This window comes from Streptomyces sp. NPDC004542 (genome assembly GCF_040610035.1).
Lineage (GTDB): Bacteria > Actinomycetota > Actinomycetes > Streptomycetales > Streptomycetaceae > Streptomyces.
In genome coordinates this window covers 1-19,934 of record NZ_JBEXLP010000114.1, presented here as the reverse complement: position 1 = coordinate 19,934, position 19,934 = coordinate 1, and the positions used below count along the sequence as shown (strand labels likewise).

18 protein-coding genes are annotated in these 19,934 nt (G+C 74.5%); 12 read left to right on the top strand and 6 right to left on the bottom strand.

Going from position 1 to position 19,934, the window contains the following annotated elements; genetic code table 11:
* Nucleotides 1-722 (top strand): B12-binding domain-containing protein (locus ABZX30_RS34455; protein WP_355941228.1); only part of this gene is annotated, 722 nt, incomplete at its 5' end.
* Nucleotides 723-773: 51 nt separating this feature from the next.
* Here ABZX30_RS34455 and ABZX30_RS34450 read toward each other — a convergent pair.
* From ABZX30_RS34450 to ABZX30_RS34440, 3 genes are all read right to left on the bottom strand, one after another.
* On the bottom strand, nt 774-2,279 hold the full coding sequence (locus ABZX30_RS34450; protein WP_355941225.1) for a cryptochrome/photolyase family protein: 1,506 nt from the start codon (nt 2,277-2,279) through the stop codon (nt 774-776).
* 32 nt (nt 2,280-2,311) lie between these two features.
* On the bottom strand, nt 2,312-3,685 hold the full coding sequence (locus tag ABZX30_RS34445; protein WP_355941222.1) for a deoxyribodipyrimidine photo-lyase: 1,374 nt from the start codon (nt 3,683-3,685) through the stop codon (nt 2,312-2,314).
* 82 nt (nt 3,686-3,767) lie between these two features.
* Nucleotides 3,768-5,297, bottom strand: coding sequence for an SDR family oxidoreductase (locus ABZX30_RS34440; protein ID WP_355941219.1), 1,530 nt, complete (start codon nt 5,295-5,297; stop codon nt 3,768-3,770).
* A gap of 194 nt (nt 5,298-5,491) precedes the next feature.
* On the opposite strand from ABZX30_RS34440, the gene ABZX30_RS34435 reads away from it, so the two are divergent.
* The 3 genes from ABZX30_RS34435 (at nt 5,492) to ABZX30_RS34425 (ending at nt 8,422) form a co-directional block, all read left to right on the top strand.
* Complete coding sequence (locus tag ABZX30_RS34435; protein WP_355941233.1) at nt 5,492-5,923, top strand: helix-turn-helix domain-containing protein; 432 nt, start codon at nt 5,492-5,494, stop codon at nt 5,921-5,923.
* A 120-nt stretch (nt 5,924-6,043) separates the two neighbouring features.
* Complete coding sequence (locus ABZX30_RS34430) at nt 6,044-8,179, top strand: MMPL family transporter (protein ID WP_355941216.1); 2,136 nt, start codon at nt 6,044-6,046, stop codon at nt 8,177-8,179.
* 69 nt (nt 8,180-8,248) lie between these two features.
* A complete protein-coding gene (locus ABZX30_RS34425; RefSeq protein WP_355941214.1) occupies nt 8,249-8,422 on the top strand; it encodes a hypothetical protein in 174 nt (57 codons plus the stop codon).
* A gap of 40 nt (nt 8,423-8,462) precedes the next feature.
* On the opposite strand, the gene ABZX30_RS34420 is transcribed toward ABZX30_RS34425, so the two are convergent.
* On the bottom strand, nt 8,463-9,512 hold the full coding sequence (locus ABZX30_RS34420; protein WP_355941211.1) for an acyl-CoA dehydrogenase family protein: 1,050 nt from the start codon (nt 9,510-9,512) through the stop codon (nt 8,463-8,465).
* A gap of 112 nt (nt 9,513-9,624) precedes the next feature.
* On the opposite strand from ABZX30_RS34420, the gene ABZX30_RS34415 reads away from it, so the two are divergent.
* The 6 genes from ABZX30_RS34415 (at nt 9,625) to ABZX30_RS34390 (ending at nt 14,712) form a co-directional block, all read left to right on the top strand.
* Nucleotides 9,625-9,975, top strand: coding sequence for a YciI family protein (locus ABZX30_RS34415; RefSeq protein ID WP_355941208.1), 351 nt, complete (start codon nt 9,625-9,627; stop codon nt 9,973-9,975).
* Between the two features lie 140 nt (nt 9,976-10,115).
* Nucleotides 10,116-11,438: an aldehyde dehydrogenase family protein gene (locus ABZX30_RS34410; RefSeq protein ID WP_355941205.1), complete on the top strand. Its 1,323-nt coding sequence runs from the start codon at nt 10,116-10,118 to the stop codon at nt 11,436-11,438.
* Between the two features lie 277 nt (nt 11,439-11,715).
* Nucleotides 11,716-12,087, top strand: coding sequence for a BlaI/MecI/CopY family transcriptional regulator (locus tag ABZX30_RS34405; protein WP_355941202.1), 372 nt, complete (start codon nt 11,716-11,718; stop codon nt 12,085-12,087).
* Nucleotides 12,087-13,010, top strand: a complete 924-nt coding sequence (locus ABZX30_RS34400; protein WP_355941200.1) for a M48 family metalloprotease — start codon at nt 12,087-12,089, stop codon at nt 13,008-13,010. The genes ABZX30_RS34405 and ABZX30_RS34400 overlap by 1 nt, the downstream gene beginning before the upstream one ends.
* A gap of 138 nt (nt 13,011-13,148) precedes the next feature.
* Nucleotides 13,149-13,541, top strand: coding sequence for a VOC family protein (locus ABZX30_RS34395; protein ID WP_355941197.1), 393 nt, complete (start codon nt 13,149-13,151; stop codon nt 13,539-13,541).
* An 85-nt stretch (nt 13,542-13,626) separates the two neighbouring features.
* Nucleotides 13,627-14,712 carry an adenosine deaminase gene (locus ABZX30_RS34390; RefSeq protein ID WP_355941195.1) on the top strand — a complete coding sequence of 362 codons (1,086 nt, stop codon included), beginning with the start codon at nt 13,627-13,629 and terminating at the stop codon, nt 14,710-14,712.
* On the opposite strand, the gene ABZX30_RS34385 is transcribed toward ABZX30_RS34390, so the two are convergent.
* Nucleotides 14,679-15,191, bottom strand: coding sequence for a DinB family protein (locus ABZX30_RS34385; RefSeq protein WP_355941192.1), 513 nt, complete (start codon nt 15,189-15,191; stop codon nt 14,679-14,681). The genes ABZX30_RS34390 and ABZX30_RS34385 overlap by 34 nt on opposite strands.
* A 95-nt stretch (nt 15,192-15,286) precedes the next feature.
* A complete protein-coding gene (locus tag ABZX30_RS34380) occupies nt 15,287-16,162 on the bottom strand; it encodes a LysR substrate-binding domain-containing protein (protein ID WP_355941189.1) in 876 nt (291 codons plus the stop codon).
* Between the two features lie 111 nt (nt 16,163-16,273).
* On the opposite strand from ABZX30_RS34380, the gene mgrA reads away from it, so the two are divergent.
* The gene (mgrA, locus tag ABZX30_RS34375; protein WP_355941230.1) at nt 16,274-17,263 is read left to right on the top strand and encodes an L-glyceraldehyde 3-phosphate reductase; all 990 of its coding nucleotides are present in this window, start codon (nt 16,274-16,276) and stop codon (nt 17,261-17,263) included.
* 242 nt (nt 17,264-17,505) lie between these two features.
* On the top strand, nt 17,506-19,934 hold a 2,429-nt coding region (locus ABZX30_RS34370; RefSeq protein WP_355941186.1), incomplete at its 3' end, for a helix-turn-helix transcriptional regulator.

The window sequence follows — 19,934 nt, the reverse complement described above, 5'->3', positions numbered from 1 at the left end:
GGGCCGGCGCGGTGCCGGCGCCGGCCGTCCCGGCCACCCGCTCGCGGGCGGCCGGCGCCCTGCCGCTGGGCGACGTGCGCCAGGAGTGCCGGGGGCTCGCCCGGGCGGCGGTCCGCCTCGACGCCGCCGCCGTCGAGGAGCAGCTGAACGCCGCCGTCGCCGACCACGGTCTCACCGTCGCCTGGCAGGAGGTGATGATGCCGGCGCTGCACGCCGTCGGACGCAAGTGGGCCTCGTCCGGAGACCGCTACGTCGAGGTGGAACACCTGCTGTCCTGGCACGTCTCCACCGTCCTGCGCCGGCACACCCGGCCGCCCGCACCGGCGGGCGACGCGCCGCACGCGGGGCCGGTCCTCCTGGCCTGCGTACCCGGCGAGGAGCACACGCTGCCGCTGGAGGCGCTCAACGCCGGCCTGAGCGGGCTCTCCGTGCCCACCAGGATGCTGGGTGCCGCGGTGCCCGCCGAGGCACTGACGGCGGCGGTGCGGCGGCTCGGGCCGTCCGCCGTGGTCCTGTGGGCGCAGTCCCGTTCGGCGGCGAGCCTGCCGCTGGCGCAGCACCTCGCCGCCACGGAGTGGGGCGTCAAGGGCGCGCGCCGGCAGCCACTGCTGCTGCTCGGCGGCCCGGGCTGGGCGGGCCGCCCGGCCCGGGGCATGCTGCGCCCCACCAGCCTGCGCGAGGCGCTCGACACGCTGGCCGGTGCCCACCGCGCCGCGTCGTAGCCCGAGCCGGCCCGGCCCCGCCCGGCCGTCCGCCGGCGCGGCGACCGCGGCTCAGGGCGGGGCGTCCCCGCGCCGCTTCTCCTCCCGCAGCAGCTCCTCCAGGTCCGGGAGCCGGTCCAGTCCCCGGACCGGCCGTGCCATGCGCGGATTGCGCTCCAGCCGCCCGCGGTGACGGTGCAGGAAGGCCCAGTACCCGGCCGTGTACGGACAGGCCCGCTCGCCCACCCGCTCGGCGGGGCGGTACGCGCACCCGCCGCACAGGTCGCTCATGCGGTGCACGTACGAGCCGCCGGAGGTGTACGGCTTGGTCGTCATCCGCCCGCCGTCGGCGTACTGCGACATGCCGACGACGTTCGGGACCATCACCCAGTCGTAGCCGTCGACGAAGCAGCGGTGGAACCAGTCGGTCACCGCCCGCGGATCCCACCCCCGCTGCAGGGCGTGGCTGCCCAGCAGCATCAGCCGCGGGATGTGGTGGGTCCAGCCGGTGTCCCGCACCTGCGCCAGCACCGTGGCGAGACAGCGGGCGGTGACCGCGTCGGCGTCCAGCTCCAGGAACCACTCCGGCAGCGGCGCGCGGTGCCCGAGGGCGTTGCGGTCGCGGTAGTCCTCGCCGAAGTACCAGTACAGCTGCCACACGTACTCGCGCCAGCCGGCGACCTGCCGTACGAACCCCTCGACGCTGTTCACCGGCGCCCGCCCCGCCCGCCAGGCCGCCTCCGCCCGGTCCACGCACTCGGCGGGAGCGAGGAGACCGAGATTGAGCGACGACGACAGCAGGCTGTGGCTCATCACCGGATCACCGGCCAGCACGGCGTCCTCGTACGGACCGAACCCGGCCAGCCGGTGGTCCACGAACCGGCGCAGCGCGGCCAGCGCCTCCCGGCGGGTGGCGGGGAACAGCCGGGGCCCGTCGCGCCCCACGAACCGGACGCCGCCGGTGTGTTCCCACCGGTCGAGGTCGTGGCGCACCTCCTCGTCGATGCCGTCCTCGCGCGGCCGGTACGGTGCGGGCGCGCCGAGCGTGGCCGCCCCCTTCGGCGGGGGTTCGCGGTTGGCGTGGTCGTGGTTCCAGCGTCCGCCCGCCGGTTCGCCGCCGTCCATCAGCAGGGCGTGCTCGCGGCGCACCCAGCGGTAGAAGTCCTCCTGGCGCAGCCGCTGCCCCGGGCGGTCGCCGGCCCAGGCCCGGAACGCGTCGTGCGGGACGAGGAAGCCGCGCGCGGGCAGCACCGAGACGCCGTCCAGAGAGCGCACGAACCGCAGCGCGGCGTGGGAGGTGGGGTGGCACACCGTCGCGGGACCGCCCCGCAGCGCCTCGGCCAGCCCCTCGCGGTACGTCTCGGCCCGGACGTACCGCACCCGGTCGCCGAGCTCCGCGGCGCGGTGCCGCATCGCGGAGAGCACCAGATGGGCCTTGGCCCGGTGGAAGCGCCTGCGGCGGAAGACCGAGCGCGCCTCGATCATCACTAGGGGCGCGCCGCGCTCGGGGCCGCCGTCGCCGGGCGCCAGGAAGTGCGGTCCGAGCTGGTCGCCGAAGAGCCAGTGGGGTGTGGCCATGGCGGGTACTCCTCAGTCCTGCCGAGTCCTTCTCAGTCCTTCCCGCGGGCTCGTCTGAAGCGGGCCAGTCCTTCGGACAGGTCGACCACGGGATCCGGGTAGTCGAGCGCGGCCCGGTCCAGGCCCCGCAGTTTCCACGGCTCGTGCACGGCCGGGCCCTCGACGTCCTCCAGTTCGGGTACCCACCGCCGGACGTAGGCGCCGTCCGGGTCGTACCGCTTCGCTTGGGTGACCGGGTTGAGCACCCGGTTGGGGCGGGTGTCCGTGCCGGTCCCCGCCACCCACTGCCAGTTGAGCTGGTTGTTGGCGAGGTCGCCGTCGACCAGGAACCGCAGGAAGTGCCGGGCGCCCACCCGCCAGTCCACGTAGAGCGTCTTGGTCAGGAAGCTCGCGGTCAGCAGGCGGCCGCGGTTGTGCATCCAGCCCTCGTGCCGCAGCTGGCGCATGGCCGCGTCCACGATCGGATAGCCGGTCCGGCCCTCCCGCCAGGCCTCGATGTCCTCCCCGGCGGTGCGTTCGGTCCGCCAGCGGTCGTGCTTCGTGCGGTAGTCGGCGTCGGCCGCGTGCGGCCGCGCGGCCAGCAGCTGGCGGTGGAAGTCGCGCCAGGCGAGCTGCCGCACGAACGCCTCGGCGCCGGGTCCGCCGGTGTTCCGGGCCCGGTGCACGACCTCGACGGGGGAGAGCGTGCCGAAGTGGAGGTGGGGCGAGAGCCGGGAAGTCGCGTCGCCGGCCAGGTCGTCGTGCTGGTCCTCGTACCCGGCGACGCCCGCGCGCAGCCAGGCCGCGAGCCGCCGCCGGCCCTCCGTCTCGCCGCCCGCGGCGAGCGCCGGGGACAGCTGCGGCAGCGCGTCCCGGGAGGGAAGCGCCTCCGATCCGATCCCGTCCGGCACCCGCACGGCCCGGGGCGCGCCGAGGGTGTCCCGCAGCCGCTGCCGCGACCACTGCCGGAAGTACGGCGTGAACACCGCGAAGTGGTCCGAGGAGGCCGGGGTCAACGCGCCGGGTACGACCGCCGTGGTCACCGTGTCGTGGACGTGCAGCCGGCGCCCGTCCGCCTCCAGGGCACGCCGCAGCCGCTCCTCCCTGCGGTGGGCGTAGCCGCTCACGTCGGCCGCCATGTGCACCTCGTCGGCGTCCGCCTCGGCCGCCACCTTGCACACCTCGGCGACCACGTCACCCGACCGGACGACGAGCCGCCCGCCGCGCCGTCGGAGCCCCGCGTTCAGGTCCCCCAGGCAGTCGGCGAGGAAGGCCAGCCGGTTGGGCGCCGTGAAGCCGGCCTCCTCCACACCCCGGTCGCGCACGAAGAGGGGGACGACCAGGCGTCCGCCGTCCAGGGCGGCCCGCAGGGGCGGGTGGTCGTGCAGGCGCAGGTCCGAGGTGAACAGGACGACCGAGGCGTTCATGGTGCGGCTCCGGGGGCGAGACGGCGTGGAGAGCTGGACGATCACTGGCTTCCGGCCCGGCGGGCACCGCGGATGCGGGGCGTCAGCGCGCTGGAGCAGGTTCCCCCTTGTGGGTGGGCGGGGTGCGGGTGGCGGCCCGCGCGATGTTGCGGGCCATGCCGCCGAAGACGATGGCGTGGAAGGGTGACACGGCCCACCAGTAGGCGTGGCCCAGCAGCCCACGGGGATGGAACAGCGCCCGCTGCCGGTACCGGCTGCGGCCGGCGCCGTCCGGTTCGGCGTACATCTCCAGCCACGCCAGACCCGGCAGCCGCATCTCGGCCCGCAGCCGCAGCAGGTGTCCCGGCTCGATCTCCTCGACCCGCCAGAAGTCCAGCGAGTCGCCCACCCGCAGCCGCTGCGCGTCCCGTCGCCCACGGCGCAGCCCGACCCCGCCGGCCAGCCGGTCCAGCCGGCCGCGCAGCGCCCAGGCGAGCGGGAAAGAGTACCAGCCGTTGTCGCCGCCGACGCCCTCGATGACCCGCCACAGGGCGTCGGGCGGGGCGTCCACGGCCACCTCGCGGCAGTCGGTGTACAGGCTGCCGCCCGCCCAGTCGGGGTCGGTCGGCAGCGGATCGCTGGGGGCGCCGGGCACCCCCGCGGACGACCAGCGGGTGCTGACGTCGGCCTCGCGGACGCGCCGCAGCGCCAGTCGCACCGCCTCGTCGAAGCCCACCGGATGTCCCGGCGGGTCGGGCACGTACCGGCTGATGTCGTGCTCGCGGCAGACGACCTCGTGGCGCAGCGACTCGGTGAGCGGCCGGGCGATGGACGCCGGAACGGGGGTGACCAGACCCACCCAGTGGCTGGACAGCCGTGGGGTGAGCACCGGCACGGCGACGATGACCCGGCGCGGCAGGCCGGCCACCGCCGCGTACCGGGCCATCATCTCCCGGTAGGTGAGGATGTCCGGACCGCCGATGTCGAAGGCCCGGTTGACCTCGGCGGGCATCCGCGCGCTGCCCACGAGGAGGCGGAGCACGTCCCGCACGGCGATGGGCTGGATGCGGGTGCGCACCCAGCTCGGGGTGACCATCACGGGCAGGCGCTCGGTGAGGTAGCGGAGCATCTCGAAGGAGACGGAGCCGGAGCCGATGATCACCGCCGCGCGCAGGACGGTCGTCGGCACCCCCGAGTCCAGCAGGATCCGCCCCACCTCGGCCCGTGACCGCAGGTGCGGCGACAGCTCACGCTCCGGCACGCCCGCCGGGGTGAGCCCGCCGAGGTAGACGATGCGCCGCACGCCCGCGGCCCGGGCCGCCTCCCCGAAGATCCGTGCCGCGCGGCGGTCGGTGTCCTCGAAGCGCTTCCCCGTGCCCAGCGCGTGCACCAGGTAGTACGCGACGTCGACGTCCCGCATCGCCTCGGCGACGGAGCCGGCGTCGGTCACGTCCCCCCGTACCACCTCCACCTCGCCCGCCCACGGATGGTCGCGCAGCTTGCCGGGGGAGCGGGCGAGGCACCGCACCCGGTGACCGGCGGCCAGCAGTTCGGGCACGAGCCGGCCGCCGATGTACCCCGTGGCGCCCGTCACCAGGCAGCGCAGCCCGGGTTCCGCTTCGTCGTGCTCCATGGCTCCTCGGCCCTCCGGCTCCTCGGTCCTGCGTGTCGGTGTCCCCCCTGTCATCACTTCCGTGTTCCCCCCTGTCATCACTTCCACGACGGCGGTGCTTGTGGATGCGAGTCCTTCTATAGGCTGATCACGTGGTCACACCAGAAGGGCGGGAGCGGCGGGACGCCGGACAGCAGGCAGCCGCGGAGGAACCGGTGCCGGACCTGCGCTCCTTCGCCGTGCACCTGCGGCGGATGAACGGCGAGATCAACCGGCTCGTGCAAGCCTTCGCCGGCGACCACGGGCTGCACCCCACCGACGTCCAGGCGCTCGCCGCCATCCTGGACTCCGACGAGCCGATGACCCCGGGCCGGCTGCGCGAGCACCTCGGCCTGACCTCGGGCGCGGTGACCGCGTGCGTGGACCGGCTGGAGCGCGCCGGACACATCCGCCGGGTCCGGGAGAGCGCCGACCGCAGGGTGGTCCATCTGTACTACGCGGAAGGCGCCCGTACCGCGGCCAGGGCATACTTCCGTCCGCTGGCCCGGGCCACGGACGCGGCACGCTCCCGCTTCACCGAGGCCGAGCTGGTCGTGATCCTGCGCTTCCTGGCCGCCATGAACGAGGAACTGGCCCGCATCCGCTGACCGCCCCGCGCGGGAAGGACAGGTGTCGTCCGCGATCGGATTTGCCGCAACTGCTCGATCATTGAGATTGTTTTTGATCGAGATACCTGGGGTACTTCGGTCTGCCGAGCCTGGAGAGATATGTCCACCACCCGCACTGCCCGCCTGTTCGTCCCCTTCGCCCTGCTCGCGGCATGGCTCGCCATAGGCGGATTCCTCGGCCCCTTCGCCGGCCGTCTCGGCGAGGTGTCCACCAACGACCAGGCCGCCTTCCTGCCGCGCAGCGCCGAGTCGACGCGGGTCGCCGCCGAACAGCGCGCCTTCCGGCAGCAGGAGACGCTGCCCACGATCGTCGTCTGGACCGCCGAGGGCCGTTCCTCCCTGCGACAGGCGCAGGGGGCCGCCACCGAGGCGCTCGCGGCCCTCACCGGGGCGACGGGCGTGATCGGCAAGGCGTCGCCCGCGCTGCCCTCCGAGGACGGCGCGGCGCTGGAGGGCGTGGTGCAGTTGCGTCCGGACCTCGGCGACCGGCTCCCGGACGTCCTCGACCGGGTCCGTGCCGCCGCCGAACGCGTCCCCGGGACCACGGTCCGGCTGGCCGGACCCGCCGCCACCCAGGCCGACCTGGCCGACGCCTTCGCCGGGATCGACGGACTGCTCCTCGGCGTCGCCCTCGCCGCCGTCCTGGTCATCCTGCTGCTCGTCTACCGCAGCGTGCTGCTGCCGCTCGTGGTCATCCTGGGCGCGGTCTTCGCCCTCGGCCTGGCCTGCGCGATCGTCTACGCCCTCGCCGACCACGGCCTGGTCCGGGTGGACGGGCAGGTGCAGGGCATCCTCTCCATCCTGGTGATCGGCGCGGCCACCGACTACGCCCTGCTGCTCAGCGCCCGCTACCGCGAGGAGCTCACCCTGCGCACCGACCGGTTCACGGCCGCCAGGGCCGCGCTCCGGCAGTCCTGGGGACCGATCCTGGCCAGCGCGGCGACCGTCGGCCTGGGACTGCTCGCCCTGCTGCTCAGCGACCTCACCAACAACCGGGCCCTGGGACCGGTCGGAGCGGTCGGCATCGCCTGTGCCGTGCTGAGTGCCCTGACCTTCCTGCCCGCCGTCCTGGTGCTGCTGGGCCGCGCCGCCTACTGGCCGGCCAGGCCCCGCAGCGCCGACGAACCCGACCGGGGCAGCCGCCTGTGGCACCGGGTGGCGGGCACGGTCGACCGGGCGCCGCGCAAGGTCTGGGCGATCGCCCTGGCCGCGCTGCTCGCCTGCGCCGCCTTCGCGCCGGGCCTCGCCTCCAAGGGCGTGCCCCTCGACGAGACCTTCGTGAACGACGCGCCGTCCGTCGCCGCGCAGCAGACGCTGAGCAGGCACTTCCCCGGCGGATCGGGCAACCCGGCCGTGGTGGTCGCGAACGCGGTCCGCCTGCCCGAGGTCCTGGAGGCCGCCAGGGACACGACGGGGGTCGCCTCGGCGGCCGGCGTCACGAAGTCCGGACGGCCCGGTGGCGACCCCCTCGTCGTCGACGGCCGGGTGCGGATCGACGTCACGCTGCGCTCCGCCGCGGACAGCGACGCCGCCGAGCGGGCCGTGGCCCGGCTGCGGACCGCCGTGCACGCGGTACCCGGCGCCGACGCGCTGGTCGGCGGCTACACGGCCCAGCGCTACGACACGCTGCGCACCGCCGAGCGGGACCGCACCCTCATCGTCCCGGTGGTCCTGGCGATCATCCTCGTCATCCTGACCGTGCTGCTGCGGTCGCTGCTGATGCCCGCGCTGCTGGTGGCCACCGTGGCACTCAGCTTCGTCGCCACCCTGGGCGTGTCGGCGCTGGTGTTCCAGCACGTCCTCGGCTTCACCGGCACCGACCCGTCCGTGCCGCTGTACGGGTTCGTCTTCCTCGTCGCCCTGGGCGTCGACTACAACATCTTCCTGATGTCCCGGGTCCGGGAGGAGTCGCTGCGGCACGGTGTGCGCGAGGGCGTCCTGCGCGGGCTGGTCAGCACGGGCGGGGTCATCACCGCGGCCGGTGTGGTGCTGGCGGCGACCTTCGGGGCGCTGGGGGTGATCCCGCTCGCCTTCCTCGCCCAGATCGCGTTCATCGTGGCGTTCGGGGTGCTGCTCGACACGCTGGTCGTGCGGTCCCTGCTGGTGCCCGCGCTGGTGCGGGACATCGGAGCACGCGCCTGGTGGCCGGGGCGGCTGAGCCGGGACGGCGGCGACGCGGACGCGGCTGTCCTGCCCGATGGGGACATGTCCACGTCCATCCCGGGCAGCCGGTAAGCACGCACTTCGTACGTCGTGTGCGCGGTGCGTCCCTGTTGCTCTCGAGGCCGGAGGTGAGGTGCCGCTATGGAGTCGAAGGTGCTGGAGCGGTTTCCCGCGGGTGCTCCGCGCGGGTCGTGGCCGGCGGAGGAGTACGCGGCCAGGCGAAGGGCGGAGGGTGAGCCCGCGACGGTCGTGATGGACCTGCAGTCCGACGCCTTCCTCGTGGTGGTGCGCACCGGCGGGGAAGACGCCGCCTGACCCGGCACCCGCCCGGCCGGCCGGTGCCGGCCGGGCGGGGTCAGGAGGGCCGGGCCGCCCGGCCCGTCAGGGCGTCGAGATGAGCCCTGCGCGACTGGGCCGTCTGCCCCTGCACCAGCAGGAACAGCCCCTCCCTGGCCAGCCGCTGGGCCTTGCTGTGCAGGGTCATGGCCCGGCCGCCGCCGGCCACCACCGCCGCGGTGGTGGCCGTCCGCATGACGTCGTACGACTGTGTCCTCAGCGCCAGCCGTTCGGCCAGGTCCCCGTCCGCCGGATCGTCGGCCAGCGCGTAGGCCCGGCGGCGGACCTCGTCCAGGCGGGCGCGGACGGGGGCGGCCGTCTCCTCGTCCAGCAGGGCCAGGGCCGCCTCCGCGACGCCGAACACCGCCGGGGAGGCGTTCACCGTCCTGGCGCGGTCGGCCGCCGCCCAGCGCGCGTACGGCGTCCGGAGAGCCACCGACTCCTCGGGGAGCCACAGGCCGTCCAGTTCCAGCGACACCGTGCGGGCGGCGGTGAGGGCCGCCAGGCGCACGGGCCGCGACGCGCGCAGGCCGGGCTGGTCGCGGGCCTCGGTGAAGGCGAGGACCGCCTCGCCGGAGTCGGTGAGCCCGGCCAGCAGCAGCACGTCGTTCAGACCCCAGCCGGTGTACCAGGGGACGGTGCCGTCGAAGCGCACGCCGCCCCGGTCCCGGGTCACCCGGACCGGGGTGCGGCGGGGATGGGACCGCAGGTGCGCGTAGGCCACTCCCGACAGGAGTTCGCCGCGTGCCAGCGGGCCCAGCAGACGCTCCCGGACGGGTGATTCCCCCTCGGTCAGGATCCGCACCGGCGTGTGGTGCTGCGTCTGCACGAACCACGTCGAGCAGCAGGCCCCGGCCAGGATCTCGGCCGTCTCCCGCGCCACCGCGGCCGACGCGGCCGAGCCGCCGTACGCCACCGGCGCGCTCGTCCCGAGCAGCCCGGACCGCTTGACCGCCGCGATGTGACCGGCGGGCACCCCCTCCTGGTCGACGCGCTCGGCGTTGGGCACGAGCAGTTCGTCCGCGAGCCGACGGGCGCTGACGACGAGAGGGTGTGGTGCGATGGTCATACGGAGAATTCTCCCGATCCCGTCGGCCGGACGGTCGCTCGGGGGCCGCGCCCGTGCGTCCAGGGGCGGGACAACCCCGCCGGGATCACCCGGCGGCACCGAGGAGGACGTCATGAAGCACTACCTGCTCAGCGTGGTCCAGCCGGCCGGCGGACAGCCGCCCGAGCCCGACGCGCTGGCCGAGATCATGCGCAACGTCACGGCTTTCGACGACGAACTGCGCGAGGCCGGGGCCTATGTCTTCGCAGGCGGACTGCACGGGCCGCAGACGGCCACCGTACTGCGGCCCGGGAACGGCGACGTGCTCATCACCGACGGGCCGTACTCCGAGGGCACGGAGTACCTGGGCGGTCTGTGCCTGATCCAGGCCCCCGACCGGGACGCCGCCCTGGAGTGGGGCCGCAAGGCGGCCCTGGCCACCACCCTCCCCATCGAGGTGCGCCCCTTCGTGGACCAGCACTGATGCCGGACGCCCACCTGGCGCGACATGAACGGACCCGGTGCACGGAATCATTTCGGTGCATGAAAGGTTGGTATGTGCATCTGATTCGTCGAGACCGTACTCCCGGGCCGCGAGGCCCGTGCACCCACCAGCGAGGCACCGTGAACCACTCCACCCCCGAGCAGCCCGCCGACATCGTGGCCCGCCTGCGCGCCACCTACCGCACCGGCCGCACCAAGCCCGTCGAGTGGCGCACCGGCCAGCTGGGCCGCCTGCGCGCGATGCTCACGGAGAACGGCGACGCGCTCGCCGCCGCGCTCCACGCCGACCTGGGCAAGAGCGCCACCGAGGCCTACCGCACGGAGATCGACTTCACGGTCCGCGAGATCGACCACACCCTCGACCACCTCGCCGAGTGGCTGCGCCCCGAGCCCGCCCCCGTCCCGGCGCACCTCGGCGCCGACGCGACGGCCTGGACGCAGGTCGAACCCCTCGGCGTCGTCCTCGTCATCGCTCCCTGGAACTACCCCGCGCAGCTCCTGCTCGCCCCCATGGTCGGGGCCCTGGCCTCGGGCAACGCCGTGGTGGCCAAGCCCAGCGAGCTGGCCCCGGCCACCTCGGCCGCGCTGGCCCGGCTGATCCCGGCGTACCTCGACACCGACGCGGTCGCCGTGGTCGAGGGCGGCGTCCCTCAGACCACGGCCCTGCTGGCCGAGCGCTTCGACCACGTCTTCTACACCGGCAACGGCACCGTCGGCCGCGTCGTCATGCGCGCGGCCGCCGAGCACCTCACCCCCGTCACCCTCGAGCTCGGCGGGAAGTCCCCGGCGTTCGTCGACCGCGGGACCGACCTCGACGTGGTCGCCGACCGGCTGGCGCGCGGCAAGTTCCTCAACGCGGGCCAGACCTGCGTGGCCCCCGACTACGTCCTCACCGACCCGGACACCGCCGCCGCCCTCGAACCGGCGCTCGAGCGGGCCGTGGAAGCCCTGTACGGCACCGACCCCGCCGCCTCGCCCGAGTACGGCCGGATCATCAACGAACGCCACTTCGACCGGCTCAGCGGGCTGCTCGACTCCGGCCGCACGGTCGTCGGCGGCACCGGCGACCGGGCGTCGAAGTACATCGCGCCCACCGTGCTGGCCGACGTCGACCCGGAGTCGCCCGTCATGCGGGAGGAGATCTTCGGTCCCGTCCTGCCGATCGTTACGGTGCCCGGCCTCGACGCGGCGATCGACTTCATCAACGACCGCGACAAGCCCCTCGCCCTGTACGTGTTCACCGAGTCCGACGGGACCAGGGAGCGGATCGCCGCCGAGACCTCCTCCGGCGGCCTCGGGTACGGCCTCCCCCTCGCCCATCTCACCGTCTCCGACCTGCCGTTCGGCGGGGTGGGGGAGAGCGGTACGGGCAGCTACCACGGCCGCTGGTCGATCGAGACGTTCAGCCACCGCAAGGCGGTGCTGTCGAAGCCGCTCCACTGACACTCCGTCAGCGCTGCCGCACCGGGCCCGGCCGGGCCCGCACGTGCTCACCGTTGCCGGCACCGGCGACCCCGCCCACCTCGGCGAGAGCGTCGCCGCCGGAGCCCCGCGCCTCACCGGCGAGGAGCCGCCGCGGCCGGGCGCGCCGCGCACGGGGCCGGTCCTTTCATAATGGGTATGCGGGCGCGGCCTCGGCACGGCGCCCGGGAGCCGCGGAAACGGCATCGTGCGGATGGGCTGCCCATCCGAGGACGGATACGGGGTGAGGAACCTGCCCATGACCGACGCGAGGGACGAACGTCGTCCGGCCGGCCAGCTGGAGGCGAGCGTCATGGCCGCCCTCTGGGCCGCCGGCGCGCCACAGACGCCCGGTCAGGTACAGCTCGGCCTCGGTGCCGGCCTGGCGCGCACCACGGTGACCACGATCCTGACCCGTCTGCACGACAAGGGGATCGTGGACCGGCGGCGGCAGGGCCGCGGGTACGCGTACTTCCCGGTACAGGACGCCCAGGGCCTGACCGCCCGCCGGATGCACACCGAACTCGACCGCGACAGCGACCGCGAGACCGTGCTCGCCCGCTTCGTCGCCCAGCTCAGCGCCGACGACGAGCGGATCCTGCGTGATCTGCTCGAACCCCCCGCCGAGTGATGACCTTCCTGCTGCTCCTGCCGCTCGTGCTGACGTTCGCCCTGCCGGCGTCGGCCCGGCGGACCGTCGACCGGCTGGCGCCCGTCACCGCGCTGTGGCTGATCACCGTCTCGGCGGTGGTATGCGCGGGCTGCTCGCTCGCCGCGCTCGGCGCCTTCGTGCTCACCGGCCTGCTCAAGGTGTCCGTCTTCGCCACGCTCGGTGAACTCGTCCACCCTCTGCGCACCGCCTCCGACCTCGTCGTGGTCCCGGCCGCCGCGGCCTCCGTCGGCGTGCTCACCGGGTGCGCCTGGACCCTCGCCCGCTCGGTGCTGCGCCAGACCCGCGCCTTCCGCGCGGCCCGCTCGGAGGCCGGGTGCGGGCCCGCCGCGGGCGACCTGCGCGTGGTCGACTCGCCGCACCCGGACGCGTACGCGCTGCCCGGGCGCCCGCACCGGATCGTCGTCACCACCGGGATGCTGCGCAGCCTGGACGCCGCCGAACGGGAGGTCCTCTTCGCCCACGAGCGGGCCCACAACCAGGGCGGCCACCACTATTTCCTGGCCGCCGCCGAACTCGCCGCCCACTGTCACCCCGCGCTGCGCCCGGTCCGCGACAGCGTCCGGCTCGCCGCCGAGCGCGCCGCCGACGAGGCCGCGGCCGACGCCGTCGGCGACCGGCGCCTGACCGCCCGCGCCATCGCCCGCGCCGCCCTCGTGGGGCAGGCCGCCCGCGGTGTACGCCCGGACTTCGCCCCCTCCGTGACGACCGGTCCCGTCCCCCAGCGCGTGCGGGCCCTCCTGGCCGCGCCGCGCCCCGCCGCCGCCCCCTGGATCGCCCTCGTGCTCGTCGCCTGCGCCGGCCTCTCCTTCGTCGCCTCCGCGACCGGGGTGACCGACTTCCACCACCGGGTGGAGGTCGCCCAGGGCGAGGAGCGCGGCTGAGCGCCCACTCGCCGCCCGTCCGGCGGATCCCCCGCGCTCCCGGACTGGCGCCCGTGAGGTTTTACGTATAACCTCACCCGTCAACCGCTCGTCAACCACTCGTCAACCACTCGTCCGGCACCTCCGTGAAAGGCCCCGATGAGACGCGTCGCCCTGGTCACCCTCGTCGTCGACGACTACGACGAGGCGATCCGCTTCTACACCGAGGCCCTCGGATTCCGGCTCGCCGAGGACGAGCCGCGCCCCGACGGCTCCCGCTGGGTCGTCGTGGAGCCCGCTCGGGACGGGGCCGGAACGGGTCTGCTGCTGGCCCGCGCCAAGGGGGACGCCCAGCGGGACCGGGTCGGTGACCAGACCGGCGGGCGGGTCGGGTTCTTCCTGCACACGGACGACTTCGCCCGCGACCACGCCCGGATGGCCGCCGCCGGCGTGACCTTCCTGGAGGAGCCGCGTCACGAGCCGTACGGCACGGTCGCCGTCTTCCAGGACCTGTACGGCAACCGCTGGGACCTGCTCCAGGCCGTCGGCTGAGACTCCTCCCGCCGCGCGCCCGCCGCACGCTCCTGTCGTCGCACTCCCCGCCGCTTCGAACCACCTGCTCGAGGAAAGAACGCCCATGACCGCTACGCGCGTAGACACCGATGTGATCCGCCGCCTGCCCAAGGCTGTCCTGCACGACCACCTCGACGGTGGCCTGCGCCCCGCCACCGTCGTCGAGCTCGCGGCCGCGGTCGGCCACACCCTGCCCACCACCGACCCCGAGGAGCTGGCCCGCTGGTACGCCGAGGCCGCCGGCTCCGGTGACCTGGTCCGCTACATCGCCACCTTCGAGCACACCCTCGCCGTGATGCAGAACCGCGAGGGCCTGCTGCGCGTCGCCGAGGAGTACGTGCTGGACCTGGCCGCCGACGGCGTCGTCTACGCCGAGGTGCGGTACGCCCCCGAGCTGAACACGAAGGGCGGGCTGTCGCTGAGCGAGGTCGTGGAGACCGTCCAGGAGGGGCTCGCCGCCGGTATGGCCAAGGCGGCCGCCGCCGGTACCCCCGTCCGGGTCGGCACCCTGCTGTGCGGCATGCGGATGTTCGACCGCGTCCGTGAGGCCGCCGACCTGGCCGTCGCCTACCGGGACGCCGGTGTCGTCGGCTTCGACATCGCCGGCGCCGAGGACGGCTTCCCGCCCGCCGACCACCTGGCCTCCTTCGAACACCTGCGCCGCGAGAGCGTCCCGTTCACCATCCACGCCGGCGAGGCCCACGGGCTGCCCAGCATCCACCAGGCCGTGCAGGTGTGCGGCGCCCAGCGCATCGGCCACGGAGTGCGGATCACCGAGGACATCGTCGACGGCAAGCTGGGCCGGCTGGCCGGCTGGGTGCGCGACCGCCGCATCGCCCTGGAGATGTGCCCCACCTCCAACCTGCAGACCGGCGCCGCCACCTCGATCGCCCAGCACCCCATCACCGCCCTGAAGGACCTGGGCTTCCGGGTCACCCTCAACACCGACAACCGGCTGGTCTCCGGCACCACGATGACCCGCGAGATGTCCCTGCTGGTCGAGGAGGCGGGCTGGAGCGCCGAGGACCTGCGCACGGTCACGGTGAACGCCGTCAAGAGCGCGTTCATGCCCTTCGACGAGCGCAGGGCCCTCATCGAGGACGTGGTCCTGCCCGGTTACGCGTCGGTGCTCCGAAGGCCGCGCACGTAGGCGGCCTGGCCGACGTGCTGGAGGTCGTCGGACAGGACGCTGACCAGCCGTACGCCCAGGCTGACCGGGGGGTCCCAGCGCTCGTCCACGATGCGCTCGAGGTCCTTGGCGGGCAGGTCGCGCAGCGCGCCGAGGGTCTGCTCGTGCACGGCGTCGCAGTACCCCGTCAGCAGGTCCGCCGAGTCGACCCGCACCTTCGCGACCTCGGCGGGGCTGTGCCCGTAACCGGTGTCGCGGCGCGGCAGGCCGAGCCCGAAGCGCTTCTCCCAGCCCTGTGACAGCCACACCTGGTCCAGGCCGAAGGCGTCGGCGACATGGTCGTCCTGGACCCGGGTGAGGTGCCAGACCAGCCAGGCGACGGAGTTGGCGCCGGGGGCCGGGCGGGCGTGCAGTCCGTCCGGCCCGAGTCCGTCGAGGGCGGCGTGGACCTCTTCTTGGACGCGGCCGAAGCCGTCGATGAGGATGTCCCGTGCGTGCATACGTCCACCATCGCGTATCGCGCGCCGCCCTGCGCCCGGAATCCGGCCGGGAAAAGGACCTTGACCTTCCGTCAGCCGTTCGGCGGCTCAGGCGCTCAGCCGCTCAGCAGCGTGACCAGTGCGCGGGCCGCGGGGCTGGTGGCCTCCTCCGGCGGCAGCAGGGCGACGGTCTCGTACTCCGTCTCGCCCGTGCCCTTCAGGGGCAGTGCGATGAGGGCCGGCCGCTTGTGGCGCAAGTGCCGGGGCACGACGGCGATCCCGAGGTTCTCGTCGACCAGGTCCAGCAGCCCGTGCACGTCGTTGACCTCCAGCGCGACCGTGCGCCGCACGCCCGCGGCGGCGAAGGCGGCGTCCGTGGTGCGGCGCGGACCCCAGTCGGGGTGGAAGTCGACGAAGACCTCGCCGCCCACGTCGTCCGGTGCCAGCGCGGCCCCGGCCGTCGCGAGGCGGTGGCTGGGATGGCACAGCACCGTCATCGGCTCGCTCGTCAGCGACACCGACCGCAGCTGGTCGCTGTCCGCCTGCGTCCGGTAGGCGAAGGCGAGGTCCAGCCGCCCGGCCGCCACCTCCTCCGCCAGCGCGCCCGAGCCCGCCTGCCGCAGCCGGATCTCCACGTCCGGGTGCCGCCGCCGGAACGCGGCCAGCAGTCCCGCCACATGCACGCCGGCGATGCACTGCTCGGTGCCCAGTGCCAGCGTTCCGCGCAGGACCCCCTGCACCGCGGCCACCGCCTCGTGGGCGGCCCTGACCTGCGCCAGGATCCGTTCCGCCTCGCCGAGCAGCGCCCGCCCGGCCTCGGTCAGCGTCACCCGGCGGGTGGTCCGCACGAACAGGGGCGCCCGCAGCTCCCGCTCCAGCGCCCGGATGGACGCGGACAGGCCCGACTGGGACACCATGAGCCGCTCCGCCGCCCTGGTGAAGTGCTGGTCCTCGGCGACGGCGACGAAGTGCTGGAGATGACGCAGTTCCATGATTGAGAAGCCTATCCGCTGAATTCCATCGGATTCTTCTGTTGGACCGCTGTACACCGCTCGCGGAACAGTGGCACCGGTAGATCGTGTGCCAACCCCTCTGGAGTCGTGTTGTACACCGCCCACCCCGACCGCTACACGGACATGCCCTACCGGCGCACCGGACGCAGCGGTCTGAAGCTGCCCGCGCTGTCGCTCGGTCTGTGGCACAACTTCGGGCCGGACCGTCCCGTCGAGACCCAGCGAGCCATCCTGCGCCGCGCCTTCGACCTAGGGGTCACCCACTTCGACCTGGCCAACAACTACGGCCCGCCGCCCGGGGCCGCCGAGTCCGCCCTCGGTGACGCGCTCCGCGCCGACTTCGCGCCCTACCGCGACGAACTGGTCGTCTCCACCAAGGCGGGCTACCTCATGTGGCCCGGCCCGTACGGCGAATGGGGCTCGCGCAAGTACCTGCTGTCCTCGCTCGACCAGAGCCTGAAGCGGATGGGCCTGGAGTACGTCGACATCTTCTACTCGCACCGCCCGGACCCGGAGACTCCCCTGGAGGAGACGATGGGCGCCCTGCACTCGGCGGTCCAGCAGGGCAAGGCGCTCTACGTCGGCGTCTCCAACTACACCCCGGAGCAGACCCGGGAGGCCGCCCGCATCCTCGCTGAGCTGGGCACCCCGCTCCTCATCCACCAGCCGCGCTACTCCATGCTCGACCGCCGCCCAGAGGAGGGCCTCCTCGACGCCCTCGACGAACTCCAGGTGGGCTCCATCGCCTACTCACCGCTCGAGCAGGGCCTGCTGACCGGCCGCTACCTCGACGGCATACCCGAGGACTCCCGGGCCGCGAGCGACAGCCCCTTCCTCCACTCCGACGCGCTGACCGAGGAACTGGTCGGCAAGCTGCGCGCCCTCGACGGCATCGCCAAGTCCCGCGGCCAGAGCCTGGCCCAGCTCGCCCTGGCCTGGGTGCTGCGCGGCGACCGGGTGACCTCCGCCCTGGTCGGCGCGAGCAGCCCGCAGCAGCTGGCCGACAGCGTGGCCGCGATCGACAACCTGGACTTCGACGCGGAGGAGCTGGCGCGGATCGACGCGGTGGTCAACGGCTGACGGGCCGTCGGGCCCGCCCCACCGGAGCCCCGGAGGCGGTTCCCCGCGCCTTCGGGGCGCGTTCCGCCGCGCCACGTGAGCGGCGGACCCGCCCGGCCGGCGGCGGGCACGGGTCCTTCGGGCCGCCGGCGGGGACCGCCCGGCCCTTCGCGGCGCGCGCACGGCCGGGAAGACTGAGAAGATGATCGAGGAAGGAGCGCTGGTCCCGGCCCGACGGACACCGGGTGGTGAGTGCGGTGGCTGTGAGCGACGAAAACGCCTGGGAACCGGCCACGGGTGTGGATCCCCTGGGCGACCCCATCCTGCACACCCGGTTCGCGCTGCCGACCAGGCCCGCCACGTTCCTGCGGCGCGAGCGGCTGGCCCAGCACCTCCAGCAGGCGCTGCGCACCCCGCTGACCATGGTCAACGGGTCTGCCGGCGCCGGCAAGACCCTGCTGGTCGCCGACTGGGCGGCGGGCCTCGCGGAGCCGGTCGCCTGGCTCACCCTCGAGGCGGGCGACCAGCGCCCCGGGATGTTCTGGGCCTATCTCCTGCACGCCCTGCGGGACTGCGGTGCTCCGGTGCCCGAGGAGATCGGCTGCCCGGCCGAGGCGACCCGCGTCGACCAGAGGCTGCCGGCCGCGCTCGCCGCCGGTCTGGCGGGCCGTGACCGGGCCCTCACCGTCGTCCTCGACGAGTACGACCGGGTGCCCGCCCCGGAGATCGCGGAGCAGCTGGAGTACGTCCTGCACCACGCGGGCGGCGGCATGCGCCTGATCATCGTCACCCGCACCGAGCCGATGCTGCCGCTGCACCGGTACCGGGCGGCCGGCGAACTGACGGAGATCCGCGACGCGGAACTGGCCTTCACCCCGGAGGAGGCCGTCACCCTGCTGGAGCTGCACGGCTTGCGCCTGCCCGTCGACTCCGCGCGCGCCCTCGTCGAGCGCACCCGGGGCTGGGCCGCCGGCCTCAGGCTGTGTGCCCTCGCGGCACAGGAGAGCGCCGACCCGGAGACCTACCTCAAGGAGTTCGAGGCGGACCGGAGCACGGTCGCCGACTACCTGCTGGCCGAGGTGCTCAAACGGCAGCCGGAGGAGACGCAGAACCTGCTGCTGCGGGTCAGCGTCCTGGAGCGCTTCTCCGCCGGTCTCGCGAACGCGATGACCGGCCAGTCCGACGCCGGGGCCATCCTCGCCGGGCTGCACCGCGAGAACGCCTTCGTCGAGGACCTCGGGCACGGCTGGTACCGGCTCCACCCGCTGTTCGGGGAGATACTCAGGGCCCACCTGCGGGCGCGCCGGCCCGGGCTGGAACCCGAACTGCACCGGCGGGCGGCCCGGTGGCTGCGGCGGGCCGGGTCCCTCCCGGAGACCCTCGCGCACGGCGCCGCCGCCGGCGACTGGGACCTCACCGCCGGTGCCCTCGTCGACGACCTGGCGATCGGACAGCTCCTGACCGGCCTGCGCTGCGACGACCTCGCCGAGCTGTTCTCCCGGATGGGACCCGAGGCCGCGACTCCCGCGACGGACCTGGTACGCGCCGCCCGCGAACTGTCCCGCAGCGATCTCGACCACGGCCTGGCCCACCTGCACCACGCCGAGGAGCGCCTGGCCGGCGATGTGCCCGGGCAGGCGGCGGCCCTGCTGACCTGTGCGCTGCTGGAGGCCCTGGCCGCCCGCCTGACCGGGTCCCCCGCACAGGCGGAGAAGGCCGCCGAGACCGCCGGGGAGCTGTGGCAGGAGGTCCCGGCCCACCTGCTGGAGAAGCACCCCGAACTCACCGCCCTGCTGCTGACCCAGCTGGGGGCCACGCGCCTGTGGGCCGGGCACTTCGACGACGCGCGCGCCGCCCTGTCCGCGGCGGCCGGATCGTCCGGCGGGGCCGCCACCGTGCTTCCCCGGGAGGAGTCGCTCGGGCACCTGGCCCTGCTCGATCACCTGAACGGCTGGCCCGGCAGGGCGGAACGCAAGGCGCTGGCGGCGGTCTCCGAGACGGAGCGGTACAGCCTGCCCCAGCCGTCCGGCTCCGGCATCGAGCGGCTCGTGCTGGCGGCGGTGGCGGTGGACCGCGACGAACTGGACCGGGCCGAGGCCCTCCTCGACGAGGTGGCCGGGCTCCGCTGCACGCCGCGCGACCCGGTGATGGCGGCGGGACAGGCCATCGCCAGGGCGCGTCTGCTGCTGGCCCGGGGCAGGACCCGGGCCGCGCTGGAGACGGCGGGCCCGGCCGTCCGGGCCGAGGTCGTCTCCCCCTGGGCGCAGAGCCACAAAGCCCTGGTCGCCTCCGCCGCCCACCTGGCCGAGGGACGGCCCGACAAGGCGGCCGAGGCGCTCCGGAACGTGGCCGGCGACCAGCCGGCCTGCGCCGTGGAGGCCGCGCGGATCCGGCTCGCCGCGGGTGATCCCCGGGCCGCGATCGCTCTGCTCGACGGTGTGCGCGGCGACGGGCGGGCCGGTCCCGCGGTGTCCGTCCGGGCCGCACTCGTACGCGCGCAGGCCGCCCACCGGGCCGGAGACACCGCGACCGCCCGCAGGCTGCTGGCGCAGGCGCTCGTCGACGCCCGTCGTGAGCGGCTGCGCCGCCCGTTCCGCGATGCCGGGCCCTGGGTCCGGCCCCTCCTCGGCACGCCGCCGCGTACGCTCCGGAGATCGCCTCGGCGATGCTCCAGCGGCAGCAGGCCGGCGCG